Genomic DNA, 15,249 nt, shown 5'->3' on the forward strand with positions numbered 1-15,249 from the left:
ACATAACTGGGATAAAACATTTTTCTTGTAAATAAAAAACATTTTGGATCAATGTAACAATAAATTAATCCAAAATGTTTTTTATGCAAAAAAGAACTTAATTATCTTATAGCACCATTTTCTATTAATGACATTTCAATTACTCCATAGGTTCCGTTCGTTCTATAAATCAGTTCATCATCTTTAAGTGCTGGCTCGCAACCGGTTGTATTCCAAAACTTAAATTATGTATATTCAAGTAGAATATAATTATATTTAAAGAAAAATACTTCATAGGAGGAATTATATGAATATTTTGAATAAGAAATTTGAACTTATTATTAATTCAGAAAAGGGTAAAGATATCATAAGGGTTAAACCAGGTAAAAATTTATTTAATGTATTAATGGATAAGGGAATATTTATAGATAGTCCCTGCAATGGAAAAGGAATTTGTGGAAAATGTAAAGTTAAAGTAATAAAAGGATTAAAGGAACCTACTCCACTTGATATAAAACAGTTAACTAAAGAAGAGTTAGAAAGTGGATTTAGGTTATCCTGTAATTTTACTATAAATGAAGATGCAGAAATAGTACTTTTAGAAAAGAATAAAGATATGGAAGTATTAATAAATGGGACAGAACAGCAATATACTCTAGATACTGTAGTGAAGAAAAAATATTTAGTAATTGAGAAACCATCCATTAATGATCAACGAGATGATTATAGAAGGTTAAGTGATGCTTGTGAAAGTGATGATTTACTTATTGGTTTACAATATTTACCCCAAATAAGCAATTTGTTAAGGGGAGCTGATTTTAATGTTACCGCATCACTTTATAAGAATCGTCTTTTACATTTAGAAAAGGGTAACTGTTTGCAACAAAACTATGGATTGGCTGTAGATATAGGCACAACTACTATAGTAATCTATTTATTAAATCTAAATGATGGGAAAGTAATAGATATAGATTCAAGAGTTAATAACCAGAGGAGTTATGGGGCTGATGTGGTTTCAAGAATAAATTTTACTATTGAAAATCCAAAGGGATTAGGTATATTAAGGGACAATATTATAAGTCAGCTTAATGATATGATAGAACTGTTATGTAAAAAAAACAGCATAAGTGAAGATAATATATATGATATAGTTATTGTTGGAAATACTATTATGATTCACCTATTACTTGGACTTCCATGTGAAAATATAACTAAATCGCCATATATCCCAGTAGTTACAAAGGCACTGGAGCTTGAAGCTAAGGAGATAGGGATTAATACTAAAGGCATGGTAAGCTTACTTCCTGGTATATCAGCTTTTGTAGGAAGTGATATAACTGCGGGTATATTATCCTGTGGTATGTTAAATTCAGAAAAATACTCATTATTATTAGACCTTGGAACTAATGGAGAAATTGCGCTGGGCAATAAAAACGAAGTAGTAACTTGCTCTACGGCTGCTGGACCAGCTTTTGAAGGTACCAATATTAAGCATGGAATTGGTGCCGTAAAAGGAGCTATAAGCAAGGTTGATTTATCAAGGGATAAAATATATGAAACAATAGGAAATGAAAAACCCTGCGGAATATGCGGTTCAGGAGTGCTGGATGCTGTGGCACAGTTTGTGAAGTTTGGAATATTAGATGAAGCAGGTAGAATGGCAGGAGCGGACGAAGTGGAAAACAAGGATTATCAGAATAGGATTGTTGAGATAGATAATATGAGACAGTTTATTCTAGTACAAAATAGTATACATGAGGAAAGTATTACCTTTACACAAAAGGATGTACGAGAAGTTCAATTAGCAAAGGCTGCTGTATGTGCTGGTATCAAAATACTTTTAAAAGAAAAGAATATAAACTTTAATGAAATAGAAAAAGTGTACATTGGCGGTGGATTTGGTAATTATATGGATATAGAAAGTTCTATTGATATAGGCATGATACCCAAAGAGCTCAAGGGTAAGATTGAATCTGTTGGCAATTGTGCAGGTGGTGGAGCTAAAACATATTTGTTGTCAAAACAAATAAGAGAAAGTGCAGTAGATATTATTAATAAAACGACATATATAGAGTTATCAAAAAGGGAAGATTTTCAGGAATATTTTATAGATTCTATGATACTGGATTAAGGCATTTGAAAGAAAATAACAAGTCAAAGATGCGACGAATATTTTTATCCGATGACTAACCCGCTCTAATACTCACACTTTTCCAAGTGTGAGTAAAGATCGGATATGTCAAATACTTAATACATGAGAGAATTAGAAATATATCAGATTTTAAAAGGATGTTCCTTAGTTCATCAATTCAAAAACAAATATATGCCCCATCCTGCTCAGAACTTCGAAGTGTAATTAACTCATCTAATTTATACATAATGTACAAATTATTTCTAAAAAAATGTACATTATGTAAATAGAATTATAAATTTCCATTTGCTACAATATAATTATATAAAGTGGTTGGTATAATTATAACGATTTCTGCTGGTTCTTCTGTTACTTATACGATAATAAAAGATGTATAAATTCAGTCAGGAGAATTAGATATTATGGCATATCCTTTCAATTGACGCAGCAGATACATATCATGATTAGGGTCAATTAAATGTTGTGAACAGCTGAGGGTTTACACTTCACTAATGTAAATGTTTAATAGGACTTTTTTCAATACAGAATGATGAACATATCATATGCAAAAATTTTGTAAAAGCACCAAATCTGATTTTTCTGACTCTCGCTGCGTTATTTTTATCAACTATGTGTACAATGGGTGAAAATCAAAGAAATTTAAAGTGTTGTAGCATTAATTGATATAATTGTAACTTAAAATAAATGTTTAAAGGGGTGTATATTTATGATAATAATTGGTGAAAAAATTAATGGAGCAATTCCTTCCACGGGTAAAGCTATTGCAGCAAAGGATGCAGAATTTATAAAAAATCTTGCAATAAAGCAAACAGAAGCAGGTGCAGATTTTATTGATGTTTGTGCTTCAGTAGATGATGACATTGAACTGGAAACAATGAAATGGCTTATAGACATTGTACAGGATGCAACCGATGTGCCAATCGCAGTTGACAGTCCTAATGCCCACACATGTGTAGAAGCCATGAAATACTGTAAGAAGCCGGGCCTTTTCAATTCTGTGTCAATGGAAGGGGACAAGATTGACGTAGCATTCCCTGCAATTGCTGATACAAAATGGCAGTGTGTTGCGCTCTTGAACAGCGACAAAGGAATTCCAAAGACTGCTAAAGACCGTTTGGATGTATTTGCAGATTTAATGGCAAAAGCAAAAGAATATAATATAGATCCGTCTAGGATGCATATTGATCCCTTGATTGAAATGCTGTGTACATCAGAAGAAGGGATTACTATGGTAACCGAAGTTATGAAGAAAATCAAAGAATTGTATCCTACGATTCATGTTGTTGGAGCTGTTAGTAATATCTCCTTTAATATTCCAGCCAGAAAAATTGTCAATCAGGCATTTGCAGTATTGGCTATGAATGCAGGAATGGACAGCTTTATTCTTGATCCATTAAATCAGGATTTGGTAGGAATGTTGTTTGCAACAGAAGCACTATTAGGTGAAGACGAGTACTGCATGGAATATATTAGAGCATATAGAGAGGGGATATTTGGTAAAAAGAAATAATTATATAGATAATAAGGAGGAAAAATAATGTCCAAAATTGAAGAAGTAAAAGTTAATTTAGAGGCAGGTAAAACTAAACTTATTAAAGGATTGGTGCAGGAAGCACTAGATGAGGGAAGCAAAGCAGAAGATATACTTCAAGCTATGATTGATTCAATGGGTGTTGTAGGAGATAAGTTCTCCACAGGAGAAATATTCGTACCTGAAATGCTAATAGCAGCAAAAGCAATGTCAAGAGGTGTAGAAGTGCTTAAACCCCATCTTGCAAGCGGGTCTTCAGCTTCCTTAGGCACATGTATTATTGGCACAGTAGCAGGAGATTTACATGATATTGGGAAAAATCTAGTTTCAATGATGATGGAAAGTACTGGATTCAAAATAGTAGATCTTGGCGTAGATGTACCTGCTGATAGATTTGTTGAAGCAGTTAAGGCAAATGAAAATGTAAAAATAGTAGCATGTTCAGCACTTCTTACTACAACAATGGCAGCTTTGAAGAAGACAGTTGAGACTTTAAGAAAAAGTGGATTAAAAGGATTCAAGATAATGGTTGGTGGTGCTCCTGTAACAGCTGAATTTGCAGCTTCAATAGGGGCAGATGCATATACACCTGATGCAGGTAGCGCTGCAGTTAAGGCTAAAGAATTGGCAACGGCATAAATATATTATAAATAATATAAGGAGGTATTGATGTATGCTAACTAAAAAACAGAATTTACTTGAAACTATTAAAGGTGGAAATCCGGATCGTTTTGTTAATCAATATGAATTTTTGAATATGATCATGGAAATGCCTTTGGGAGTTAAGTCCCAATACGGTGGTACTTGGAAAGATAAGTGGGGGATAACATGGCAATGGCCAGAAGGTCAACTTGGTGCGTTCCCTGTTCATGATGCAGAACACATAGTTTTAAAAGATATTACTGAATGGAAGGAATCCGTTAAAATTCCTACAATTCCGACTTCCGATGAAGCCTGGGCTCCGGCTATTGCTCATGCCAATTCTGTTGACCGTAATGAAGAATTCGTGGCACCTTTCTATGCCCCGGGTGTCTTTGAAATGACACATCATCTTATGGGTATGGAAAATGCCTTAATGGGTTTATATGAAGAGCCTGAAGCTATGCATGAATTAATTGACGCCATTACGCAGTATGAGCTGGATGCTGCAAAAGTGATAGTTGAAAAAATCCATCCGGATTGTATTTTCCATCATGATGATTGGGGCAGCCAAAAAAACTCTTTTGTGGCTCCTAAAATGTTTGAAGAGTTCTTTTTCCCTGCTTATAAAAAAATCTATGGTTACTATAAAGCCAATGGTGTTGAATTGATTGTTCACCACAGTGATTCTTATGCTGCTAACCTGGTTCCATATATGATTGAATTGGGCATCGATATCTGGCAAGGTGTTATGAACACTAATAACATTCCTGAACTGATCAAGCAATATGGTGGAAAAATATCCTTTATGGGAGGGCTCCACAGTGGTTTGATTGACTTTCCGGATTGGACACTTGAAAATTGTATCAAACATGTGGAAGAAGCTTGCAAAGCTAATGGAAAAAAATACTTTATTCCATGCCTGACTGCGGGTTTACCTCAGGGGTATTTTCCAAATGTATATGAGACAGTAAGTAAGGCAATAGATGAAATGAGTAAAAAAATGTTTTAAGCTACATAACTGAAAGAAAACATTTTTCTTGTAAAACAAAAAAAGAGATTTTTATAAATAATTATGTTTTATTTATAAAGGTCTCTTTTTTATATAATAAACTATTATTCTATTTTAAAAATTAAAACTCCTATCTCTAATTTAAAGCATTTTAACAAGAATGGCAGCCATATCTTCAGGAGAAACAATCATGTTATCTTTTAACCACTGTTGTATTACTCCAATACAGCCTGATATAGCGAAAGGCATAACATAGTGAGCTTCTGCTTCCGAGGATGTATCGTCTAGAGGAATCTGGCAGTGTTTTATAGTATCTTTAAACTTTTCTATAAAAGCGTAGTTACCGTCATATCCTAAAAATATTTTAAACATTTCAGCATTAGATTGTACAAACTCAAATAGATATATAAAAAAAGATAGTAAGTCATCATAGGTTGTAGCTTCCTTTGAAAATTTGTCATAAGCTTCACTAAAATCATTAACCAATTCAGTTTCTATCATATCTACCATATCAAATATGTCTTTATAATAAAGATAAAAAGTTGATCTGTTAACATCTGCTAAGTCCGTAAGTTCTTTTACTGTAATATTATTAACTTTCTTTTTATACATAAGTTTTGTCAAGGCTTGAAGTAGAGCCTTTTTAGTTTTTCTCACACGTCTATCAAGTTTTTTTACCCCCATAAAAACCCTCCACAAAAAATATTTCGATAATTATTCAACACATGTCTATTATATGTTGAATAACCGACAAAAGGGCAATAGATTAATGATTGAAGTTATACAACACACATTTTATAATAAACGCATGTTTATAAAAATACAAGCGTCTTATCGCTGATATTGTTTGTGTTAGGAGGTATAACATGAGGAAATTTATATATAAATTTAAGTATATTTGTTCAGCAGTAAAAAAATTAAGTAAAAAAAGGAAAATGGTCTGCATCTGCTTGGCTGTTGTGACTATAGCAGTATTAAGCACATATTTTATAATTGGCGGAAAATCTGATGAGGAAAAAATGTATACGAGGAATTATCCAGTAAAAACTTTAGAAATTAAGAGTGGTAGTTATCCTATGTCACTGCAATATCAGGGGCTAACTGGAGGTAGTGAAGTTAGAAAATTATCTTTTAAGAGTTCAGCTAAAATTTTTAAAGTATATGTATCTAAAGGTCAGCATGTAAAAAAAGGTGATAAGTTGGTGGATCTTGATAAAAGTGATCTTAATTTTGCAGCACAAGCTGCTAAATCTCAAGTTGATGCTGCTTCTGCACAGTATAATAAGTCGGTAAATGGTGCGCAGCAGGAAGATGTAAGTAAAGCACAGATAGCAGTTAAAAATTCACAAGATAGTAATAATTATTATAAAGATTTGTATGATAAATACTGTAAATTAAGTGATGCAGGGGCCATTTCGAAACAAGAATTAGATGATGTCAAGTTACAATTAGACAATTCTCAAAATGCATTAAACAGTGCACAGCAGAGTCTTGAACAAGTGAAAAATGGTTCCAGAGATGAGGATAAAAAGTCACTGTTAGCACAATTAAATGAAGCAAAAGCAAATTACGATTCAAAAGAAAATTTAATTCAAGATGCATCTATGGCAGCAGACCAAAATGGATATGTGGTAGATATACTGGGCAAAGAAGGAGAAATGCAGCAGGCAGGAGACCCGGTAGTTTTGTTTAGAAGTGAAAATGAAGTCATTACAGTTGGACTTTCAGATGATGATGTAAAGAAAGTAAAAGTTGGTACAAATGCAAAGGTTAAGATAGGGGATGACAGTGCTGAAGGGCAAATCATAAATGTAGTTCAAATGGCTGACAGTAAGTCTGGAACATATAGTGCAGAAATTAAACTTTTAAAACCAATAGATAATAATAAATATTATATAGGAGAAACAGCAGCAGTTTATATAGATATGGGAGATAAGAATGCAATATCTATTCCAATTAGTTCCGTTTTAAACGATGGTGAAGATTATGTTTATGTGATTGAAAATGGACATGCTGTTAAGAAAAATATAACTTTAGGTGATACTGATGAAGATAGAGTTTCAGTGGACGGTTTAAAAAGTGGAGATGAACTCGTAGTTCAAGGAATGAAAAGCCTAAAATCAGGATATAAAGTTACGGTTAAATAAAGGAAGAGGAGAATATAATATGGGATTAATTAGGGCAGCTATAAAAAATAAAAAGATTGTATTATTCCTGGTGGCTATAGTTATAATTGGTGGTTTTTACTGTTATAGTGGTATTTCAAAACAGGAAACCCCGGATGTTGCATCTCCAGCAGCTATGATTACTACGGTTTATCCAGGTGCCTCATCTAGTGATATAGAAAAGTTAGTTACCAAAAAAGTTGAACAGAAGGTTGAAGAAGTTGATGGATGTGATTATGTAGAATCTTATTCAGAAAGCAATGCATCAATAGTTATTATATATTTAAACAATGATGCTGATCAAGATAAAGCTTGGAGAGATTTAAGAGACAAAGTAAAGGATTTGAAGTCTGATCTTCCAAATGGATGTAATGATAGTGAGATTAATACTAACCTTGCAGAAACGGCTGGTATTATAATAAGTGTATCAGGCAATAATTATTCTTATCAACAATTAGGAAGTTATGCTGATGATATAAAGAAGCAGCTTCGTGATACTAGTGGTATTTCTAGAATAGATGTAAAAGGTAAGCAGGACAGGCAAGTGAAAGTGCAGGTAGATTGGAACAAAATAAATAAGTATCAAGTATCTACAGCAGATGTTTGTTCTGTATTAAGTGCACAAAATGTAGATATACCATCGGGAGCTTTAAATTTAGCAACAGGTAAAATAAAAGTAAATACGCCGGGTATGTTTAGTTCACTGCATGATATAGAAAATACAGTTGTAGGAGTTTCAAGCAGTACTGGTGAAACCGTAAGAATCAAGGATATAGCTAAAGTGTATATGGATTATGATGATGATTCAAGTTATAAATTTACCGACAATGGCCAAAATGCGGTATTACTTGCAGGGTATTTTCAAAAAAATAAAAATATAGTTCCAATAGGAAAAGATATAACAAAAAAATTAGATACAATAAAAAAGCAGATGCCAAAGGATTTAACTATAGATGAGATTACTTTTCAACCTAAAGACGTAAGTGATTCTGTTTCTTTCTTTATGAAAAATCTTAGAGATGGAATAATACTTGTAATTGTAACTGTTCTTATAGGTATGGGCTTTAGAAATTCAATGGTAGTATCAGCAGTTATACCTATATCTATCTGTATGACATTTATCATTATGTATGCACTTGGAATTAAAGTTGAGCAGATGTCAACTACAGCACTTATTATAGCTCTTGGAATACTTGTTGATGATGCCATAGTAATAGGAGATGTTATACAGGTTGGAATAGATGAAGGCATGACAAGGGATAAAGCAGCATTTAATGGTATAAAGAAGCTGTTTGTTCCAGTATTTACGTCTACTCTAATTATTGTAGGAGCTTTTTTACCTCTATTATCTATATCAGGAGAAGTAGGTGAGTTTTTAAAAAGCCTGCCGCAAGTTGTTATAATATGTGTAATTTGCTCTTATTTATCCGCATTGTTTGTAACTCCAGTTATGTCTGCATTGTTTTTTAGAAAAAGCAAGGAAATTGCCAGAAAAAATCCAATTCGTAGGATGTTTGAGAACCTTTTAAAATATGGACTTAAACACAAGAAGAGTATCATTGGGGCAGCACTAGCTGTTTTTGTAGTAGCATTAATTTTAATTAAAACACTCGGAATGCAGCTTTTCCCATATGTAGATAAGAATGAAGTATACATAGATGTTGCAAATGAGAAATTTGATGATATAAAAAGTACCAGTAAGCTTGTAAAAAATATAGAAGGTGTATTAAAAGGACAAAAAGAAGTTACAAGTTATACTTCAGCTATAGGTGGTGGTATGCCTCCATTTTATGTAACATTGCCTACAGTTAATCCTTCTAATGATAAGGCTCAAATTATGGTAAAAGTAGATTTGGATAAGACTAAAAAGTTCAACACAAGACAGGAATTGGTTGAGCATATTCAAGAACAATTGGATAGCAAAATTTCAGGAGGTACAGCTACAGTAAAACAACTTGAAGAAGCAGTACCTATAGGGGCACCAGTGCGCTTGAGAATTACTGGAGATGATTTAGATCAGATTGAGAATGCTTCTGAAAAAATACAGCAGAAATTAAAAAATATACCGGGAACTATAAATATAAGAGATGATGCAGCTAAAAAAAGTTATCAGTATGAAATAAATATAGATGAAGATAGGTCATCACAACTTGGGGTATTAAAATCAGATATTCTGCAGCAGATAAATATTGCACTCAAAGGTTATACAGCTTCTGTTTATAGGAAAAATGGTAGTGAATATGATATTATGGTTAAAACAAATATTTCATCTGTAGGAGATCTTAAAAACTTATATATTGAATCAAGCGTTACCAAGAACAAAGTTCCTTTATATGAGGTGGCATCTATTAAGCTTAACTCAGAGCTGGATGAGATAAAGCACTATAAAGAGGATAGGACTATAACTGTTTATAGTGATGTTAAAAGTGGGTATAATTCAGTTGATATAGAAAATTCATTAAAGCAAAAAATAGATGGAATGAATTTAGACTCAGTAAAAGTTATATATGATGGGGAAAAGGCTCAAATAAATAAGTACTTTACAAGCCTTGGTATAGCAGGTGTACTTATTTTAGCAATAGTATATATACTTTTATTTGTTCAATTTAAATCATTTGTACAACCTCTTGTAATAATGTGTGCACTGCCGCTGTCTTTTATAGGAGTGTCAATAGGACTTCATGCTTTTGGAATGGATTTGTCACTTACAGCTTTTATGGGTGTAATAAGTTTAATTGGAGTTGTTATAAGAAATGCCATACTTCTTATTGAATATATAAATAATGGAAGAGAAGATGGGCTTTCTGTGGATGATGCTTGTATGTATGCTGTAAGTCAAAGATTCAGGCCTATAATATTGAGTTCTGCAGCGACTATTACAGCACTTATACCACTAGCTTTCTCAGGAAGTGCACTGTTTGGTCCTATGTCGGTTGCCATGATGTTTGGTCTTTTAACAGCTACTTTCCTAACATTTATTGTCGTTCCAGTAATTTATTCTTTAGTAAATAATAAACTTGAAGGTAGATTAAAAAAATTATAAAGATTTATTTACATTACAATAGAAAGTTACATATTATATACAAACACATTAAAATGCAAATAAAGAGTAACTTAGAATGATAAATTATTGAGGGAGTGAGTTTGTAATGTTAACACTTGAATGTGATGCAAAATTGGATGGAACATTTAAAGTATGTGCTAAAGTAGGAAATCATGAATACATTATGGACCATTCAATTGAGAATGGCGGAAATGATGAAGGTGCCATACCAGGTCAAATGTTATTAGTGGCTTTAGCTGGATGCAAGTTAATGGTGATAAGTAGTTATGCTCAGAAAAGGAGAATTACTTTAGAAGAATGTGAGGCTCAAATTACCGGTGATTTTGATGAAATTGAAAATGGGATAGGTTTAAACATCAAGGTGGATATTTTAGTTAAAACAGATGCAGATGACAAAGAAATTAAAAAGATGAATGATTTCGTTGATAAAAACTGTAGTATTGCAGCCATATTATCCCAGCCTAACATTGTCGAAGGACAAATAAAAAGGAAAAAATAATATTTTATTAGTAAATAATAGGTTATATTAATCTTTATATATGTTCTGTAAATCATTATAAGTTTATATATTATTTTGAGAATAGAATTATTTTATATACACACTTATACTTGTAAAAAATATATAAGTGTGTATTAGTATGAGTAAAAATTCTGTAATATTGAACCTGTGAGAAAAAACTATTATAATAAATATACTAATTAGGAAGGGGGTCGTTATAAAAATATGAAATTTATTATGAAATTTATAAAAAAAGATGACATTATAAATGTAATGCTTATTATTTTTGGAAGTTTTTTAGGATGTATTAGTGTCAACATGTTTTTAACTCATGCCCACTTATTAAGTGGTGGTGTTACTGGAATAGCTTTAATAATACAATATTTATTTAAAATACAAGCAGGGTATGTTGTACTTATATTAAATATTCCTCTATTTATTTTAAGTATAATAAAATTAAATAAACGATTTACTATCTATTCATTGATAGGCATGTTAACATTTGCAATAGGATTAATACTTACACAACCTATATCAAACATATTACATATTAATGATAATTTACTCTATTGTATTTATGGTGGAGTTTTAAATGGAATAGGATTTGGTATTGTTTTTTCATATCATGGGTCTACAGGTGGTTTGGACATAATAGCTATGCTCATTAGAAAAAAGCATTCTAATTTTGATATAGGAAAAATATCTTTTTATATAAATCTTATTATAGTTTCCATTAGTGCTTTTATATTTGGAATACCCAATGCTCTTTATACCTTAATAGCTATGTATTTAACATCTGCTGTACTCGATAAAGTAGTACAAGGGTTATATAAATCTAAATCGGTAATCATTATTACTGATAAAGAAAAAGACGTTACTAAACATATACTTGAAGACCTTAACCGTGGAGTAACAATGCTCTATGGAGAAGGTGCCTATACTGAAAAACAAAAAAAGATACTCTTTTGTATAATTCCTTTATCTCAATTACCTGAATTAAAAAGAATTGTTAATTCTTGTGATAAAAATGCTTTTATAAGTATATCTGATGCTTCTGAAATAATGGGAAAAGGATTTAAAAAAGCTATATAAACAGAGTTCTTGGCATTAGATGGAGTTTTGACTCCACCTGATGCTTATTAACAGGCTTCTTAGTGCTTCAGCACTTAGAAGGCGTTATCCTTTAGGGAAAATCGTTATCCAGGGACGTAGCTGCTCTTTACTACCACTTGGAGAAAAGCAGATATCCAAAATCTTTGATTTGGTGATAGTCGCTTTCACAGAGTGCGAGGGAGTATTAGAGCAGGTAGTCATCGGATAAAAATAAGAGAAGGGGTTTCTATAATAATTATGTTATAGAAGTCCTTTTTTAGTATTTGCAAAACTGTAATGGATTTTTTAGGATTAAAAGAGTAAGCTTTGTTAATTATTTTTATTATGTAAAGGAATTAAATTTGGGCACGATATATAACTCAAATGTAATTTAGTTAATAGAACTTATAACTAAATTGATGTAAATTAATTTAAAATATGTAAATAATTTAAATTTAGGAGGAAATAGTATGCCAAAAACGATAAAGAGTAAGTTAATACTATTAGTTGTTGCTGTGATTATTTCAATTACATCTTTAGGAATATATGCGCTGATAACTTTAGATTCAGTCAATAAGAAGTCTACTATTATAGATGAAATATGGATTCCGGCAATGCAGCATTCTCAAAACATTAGCGACATGACTTCTGATTTTAGAGTTTTAGAGTATGAACATATAATTGCTGTGGATTCTAATACAATGAATGAAAAGGAACAAGAAATGCAAAGCAAGATTATTCAGATAAACAGTGAAATCAAATCATATGAAAAATCCATCTATAATACTCAAGACAAAAATTTAATTCAAGATGTTAAGAATGAGTGGAATAAGTATATTGATATGCATAAACAAGTTATACAGTTAAGTAGGGAATTGAAGACCGACGATGCTATGAAAATTATGAATAGTGATTCAAAAAAAGCATTTGACGAGCTTTCTTCATCCTCTTCAAAGCTGGTTGATTTTAACAAAGAGATGGCTGATTCAGCAAGTACTCAAGGTGATAATATATATGTGCAAGCTAGAAATGTATACATAATTGTTATTTTAATTTTATCAATAGTGTTACTTACATTTGGACTAACAGTTACAAAAGGGATAGTAAAATCATTAAGCATTATGAAGAAGGAATTGGACTTATTGTCAGAAAGAGGCGGAGATTTAACACAAAAAATAAAGATTGATTCCAAGGATGAAATTGGTGAATTAGCTGTAAGCTTAAATAGATTTATATTTGATATAAAAGAAATAATGAAGGGAGTTAATGAAGCAATTGAAAATGTTATTTCAATAAATGAGGATATAAATAATAATGTTAATGAATTGTCAAATAATATACAAGATGTATCTGCAACAACGGAAGAAATTGCAGCAGGAATGCAGGAGACAGCAGCTTCTTCAGAGGAAATGGCAGCTACATCAGAAGAGATTGGAAAGGCTATAGAGGACATTGCAAACAAGTCTCAAGATGGTGATATAGAAGCTAATAATATAGATAAAAGAGGACAGGAAACTAAGCAAAATGTAACTAAATCACAGAAAAAAACTGAATCTATTCTTATAAAAACTAAGAAAGAACTTGAAGATGCCATTGAAAATTCTAAGATAGTTCAGCAAATAAATATACTTTCAGAAACTATAATGGAGGTAACGGAACAAACTAATTTACTAGCATTGAATGCAGCTATAGAAGCTGAAAGAGCAGGAGAATCTGGTAAAGGTTTTGCTGTAGTTGCTGATGAAGTAAGAAAACTTGCAGAAGAATCCAATAGTACAGTTACTGAGATAAAAAACATGACGGAAAAGGTCACCGGGGCAGTTGATATTTTATCCAAAAGTTCAAATAAGTTGTTAAAATTTTTATCTGAAGATATAAGTAATGATTACAAATTTATGATTAAGGCAGCAGAGAGTTATAGTATGGATGCCAGCTTTGTAAACAATCTTGTTGGTAACTTTAGTAATACTTCAAAGCACCTTTCAACATCAGTAAATGATATGGTAAAAACTATAGATCAGCTAGCTGAAGCTTCATCACAGGGAGCTGAAGGTACAACAAATGTTGCTAAAAAGATAGATGATGTTAATTCTAAAACTAACAGTATAGTTGAACAAATAGCAATGTCAAGTGAGAGCATGGGAAAATTAAAAGAAGAAATAGGAAAGTTTAAGTTATAGAATTATTACCTTTTTAAATAGAAACCCCAACTTAATTTTAGGTTGGGGTTTTAATTTTTAATTATATGAGTTTAAATTGCAAAATTGCATACTTACAGGAATGTAAGATTCAACGTTTTAATTGTAAGCATATAGTTATTGTTGTAGATTACTTAAAAAAATATAATAGATTAAGAAAACACAATAAAAAATTTTGTATTTAGTCATTTAAAGTAAATCAGTATATAGAGGGGGATAACAATATGGATGAAATATTAAAAGTTGAAAGCTTATCAAAGACTTATGGCAAGGGAGGAAATAAAGTTGAAGCTCTAAAGAATGTATCATTTACCGTTAACAGAGGTGAATTTTTAGCAATAATAGGGTCATCTGGTTCTGGAAAAAGTACACTTCTACATATGCTTGGAGGACTTGACAGGCCAACATCTGGAAAAGTGTATATAGAAAATGAAGATATATATAAGTTAAATGAAGAAAAATTAGCTATATTCAGGAGAAGAAATATTGGGTTTGTATTTCAATTTTTTAATCTCATACCAGTTTTAAATGTAGAAGAAAATATATCTCTTCCATCACTTTTGGATAGGGAAAAAGCAGATAGAGGTTACTTAAATGAAGTAATAAGTATGCTTGGATTAAAAGAGAGAGTAACTCATCTCCCATCCGAGTTATCAGGAGGCCAGCAGCAGAGGGTATCAATTGGAAGAGCTCTTATAAATAAACCAGCTCTTATACTTGCAGATGAACCAACAGGAAATTTGGACAGTAAAAATAGTAAAGAAGTAATAGAACTTTTAAACTTATCATCAAAAAAATATAATCAAACTTTAATTATCATAACCCATGATATAAATGTAGCAGAGCAAGCAGATAGGGTTATTACTATATTTGATGGAGAAATAAAAGCGGATAAATCAATTTAAAGTAGGGAGGTGA

Annotated in this window: 11 protein-coding genes; 10 read left to right on the top strand and 1 reads right to left on the bottom strand. The window is 31.6% G+C overall.

Going from position 1 to position 15,249, the window contains the following annotated elements:
* Positions 1 to 286 precede the first annotated feature (286 nt).
* The 4 genes from DMR38_RS03630 (at position 287) to DMR38_RS03645 (ending at position 5,313) form a co-directional block, all read left to right on the top strand.
* On the top strand, positions 287 to 2,110 hold the full coding sequence (locus DMR38_RS03630; protein ID WP_127720033.1) for an ASKHA domain-containing protein: 1,824 nt from the start codon (positions 287 to 289) through the stop codon (positions 2,108 to 2,110).
* A gap of 727 nt (positions 2,111 to 2,837) precedes the next feature.
* Positions 2,838 to 3,641, top strand: coding sequence for a methyltetrahydrofolate cobalamin methyltransferase (locus DMR38_RS03635; RefSeq protein ID WP_127720034.1), 804 nt, complete (start codon positions 2,838 to 2,840; stop codon positions 3,639 to 3,641).
* A gap of 27 nt (positions 3,642 to 3,668) precedes the next feature.
* Positions 3,669 to 4,301, top strand: a complete 633-nt coding sequence (locus DMR38_RS03640; RefSeq protein ID WP_127720035.1) for a corrinoid protein — start codon at positions 3,669 to 3,671, stop codon at positions 4,299 to 4,301.
* 34 nt (positions 4,302 to 4,335) lie between these two features.
* The gene (locus DMR38_RS03645) at positions 4,336 to 5,313 is read left to right on the top strand and encodes a uroporphyrinogen decarboxylase family protein (RefSeq protein ID WP_127720036.1); all 978 of its coding nucleotides are present in this window, start codon (positions 4,336 to 4,338) and stop codon (positions 5,311 to 5,313) included.
* 141 nt (positions 5,314 to 5,454) lie between these two features.
* Here DMR38_RS03645 and DMR38_RS03650 read toward each other — a convergent pair whose 3' ends face one another.
* Positions 5,455 to 5,997 (bottom strand): TetR-like C-terminal domain-containing protein, encoded by a 543-nt coding sequence (locus tag DMR38_RS03650; RefSeq protein ID WP_127720037.1) that lies wholly within the window; start codon positions 5,995 to 5,997, stop codon positions 5,455 to 5,457.
* A gap of 182 nt (positions 5,998 to 6,179) precedes the next feature.
* Here DMR38_RS03650 and DMR38_RS03655 point away from each other — a divergent pair, with 182 nt between their 5' ends.
* From DMR38_RS03655 to DMR38_RS03680, 6 genes are all read left to right on the top strand, one after another.
* Positions 6,180 to 7,460, top strand: a complete 1,281-nt coding sequence (locus DMR38_RS03655) for an efflux RND transporter periplasmic adaptor subunit (protein ID WP_127720038.1) — start codon at positions 6,180 to 6,182, stop codon at positions 7,458 to 7,460.
* A 19-nt stretch (positions 7,461 to 7,479) separates the two neighbouring features.
* On the top strand, positions 7,480 to 10,521 hold the full coding sequence (locus DMR38_RS03660; RefSeq protein ID WP_127720039.1) for an efflux RND transporter permease subunit: 3,042 nt from the start codon (positions 7,480 to 7,482) through the stop codon (positions 10,519 to 10,521).
* A gap of 106 nt (positions 10,522 to 10,627) precedes the next feature.
* Positions 10,628 to 11,041, top strand: coding sequence for an OsmC family protein (locus tag DMR38_RS03665; protein WP_127720040.1), 414 nt, complete (start codon positions 10,628 to 10,630; stop codon positions 11,039 to 11,041).
* Between the two features lie 225 nt (positions 11,042 to 11,266).
* Entirely contained in the window at positions 11,267 to 12,133 is an 867-nt protein-coding gene (locus DMR38_RS03670) for a YitT family protein (protein ID WP_127720041.1), read from the top strand.
* A 470-nt stretch (positions 12,134 to 12,603) separates the two neighbouring features.
* Positions 12,604 to 14,313 carry a methyl-accepting chemotaxis protein gene (locus DMR38_RS03675; RefSeq protein ID WP_127720042.1) on the top strand — a complete coding sequence of 570 codons (1,710 nt, stop codon included), beginning with the start codon at positions 12,604 to 12,606 and terminating at the stop codon, positions 14,311 to 14,313.
* Between the two features lie 242 nt (positions 14,314 to 14,555).
* Positions 14,556 to 15,236 (top strand): ABC transporter ATP-binding protein, encoded by a 681-nt coding sequence (locus tag DMR38_RS03680; RefSeq protein ID WP_127720043.1) that lies wholly within the window; start codon positions 14,556 to 14,558, stop codon positions 15,234 to 15,236.
* Positions 15,237 to 15,249: the final 13 nt, after the last annotated feature.

This window comes from Clostridium sp. AWRP, from assembly GCF_004006395.2.
Lineage (GTDB): Bacteria > Bacillota > Clostridia > Clostridiales > Clostridiaceae > Clostridium_B.

What these genes read in the sequence shown, in the direction of transcription:
- DMR38_RS03675 (WP_127720042.1), top strand. Translation starts at nt 12,604, where the DNA reads ATGCCAAAAACGATAAAGAGTAAGTTAATACTATTAGTTGTTGCTGTG.
- DMR38_RS03655 (WP_127720038.1), top strand. Translation starts at nt 6,180, where the DNA reads ATGAGGAAATTTATATATAAATTTAAGTATATTTGTTCAGCAGTAAAA.
- DMR38_RS03635 (WP_127720034.1), top strand. Translation starts at nt 2,838, where the DNA reads ATGATAATAATTGGTGAAAAAATTAATGGAGCAATTCCTTCCACGGGT.
- DMR38_RS03650 (WP_127720037.1), bottom strand. Translation starts at nt 5,997, where the DNA reads ATGGGGGTAAAAAAACTTGATAGACGTGTGAGAAAAACTAAAAAGGCT.
- DMR38_RS03680 (WP_127720043.1), top strand. Translation starts at nt 14,556, where the DNA reads ATGGATGAAATATTAAAAGTTGAAAGCTTATCAAAGACTTATGGCAAG.
- DMR38_RS03670 (WP_127720041.1), top strand. Translation starts at nt 11,267, where the DNA reads ATGAAATTTATTATGAAATTTATAAAAAAAGATGACATTATAAATGTA.
- DMR38_RS03630 (WP_127720033.1), top strand. Translation starts at nt 287, where the DNA reads ATGAATATTTTGAATAAGAAATTTGAACTTATTATTAATTCAGAAAAG.
- DMR38_RS03660 (WP_127720039.1), top strand. Translation starts at nt 7,480, where the DNA reads ATGGGATTAATTAGGGCAGCTATAAAAAATAAAAAGATTGTATTATTC.
- DMR38_RS03665 (WP_127720040.1), top strand. Translation starts at nt 10,628, where the DNA reads ATGTTAACACTTGAATGTGATGCAAAATTGGATGGAACATTTAAAGTA.
- DMR38_RS03645 (WP_127720036.1), top strand. Translation starts at nt 4,336, where the DNA reads ATGCTAACTAAAAAACAGAATTTACTTGAAACTATTAAAGGTGGAAAT.
- DMR38_RS03640 (WP_127720035.1), top strand. Translation starts at nt 3,669, where the DNA reads ATGTCCAAAATTGAAGAAGTAAAAGTTAATTTAGAGGCAGGTAAAACT.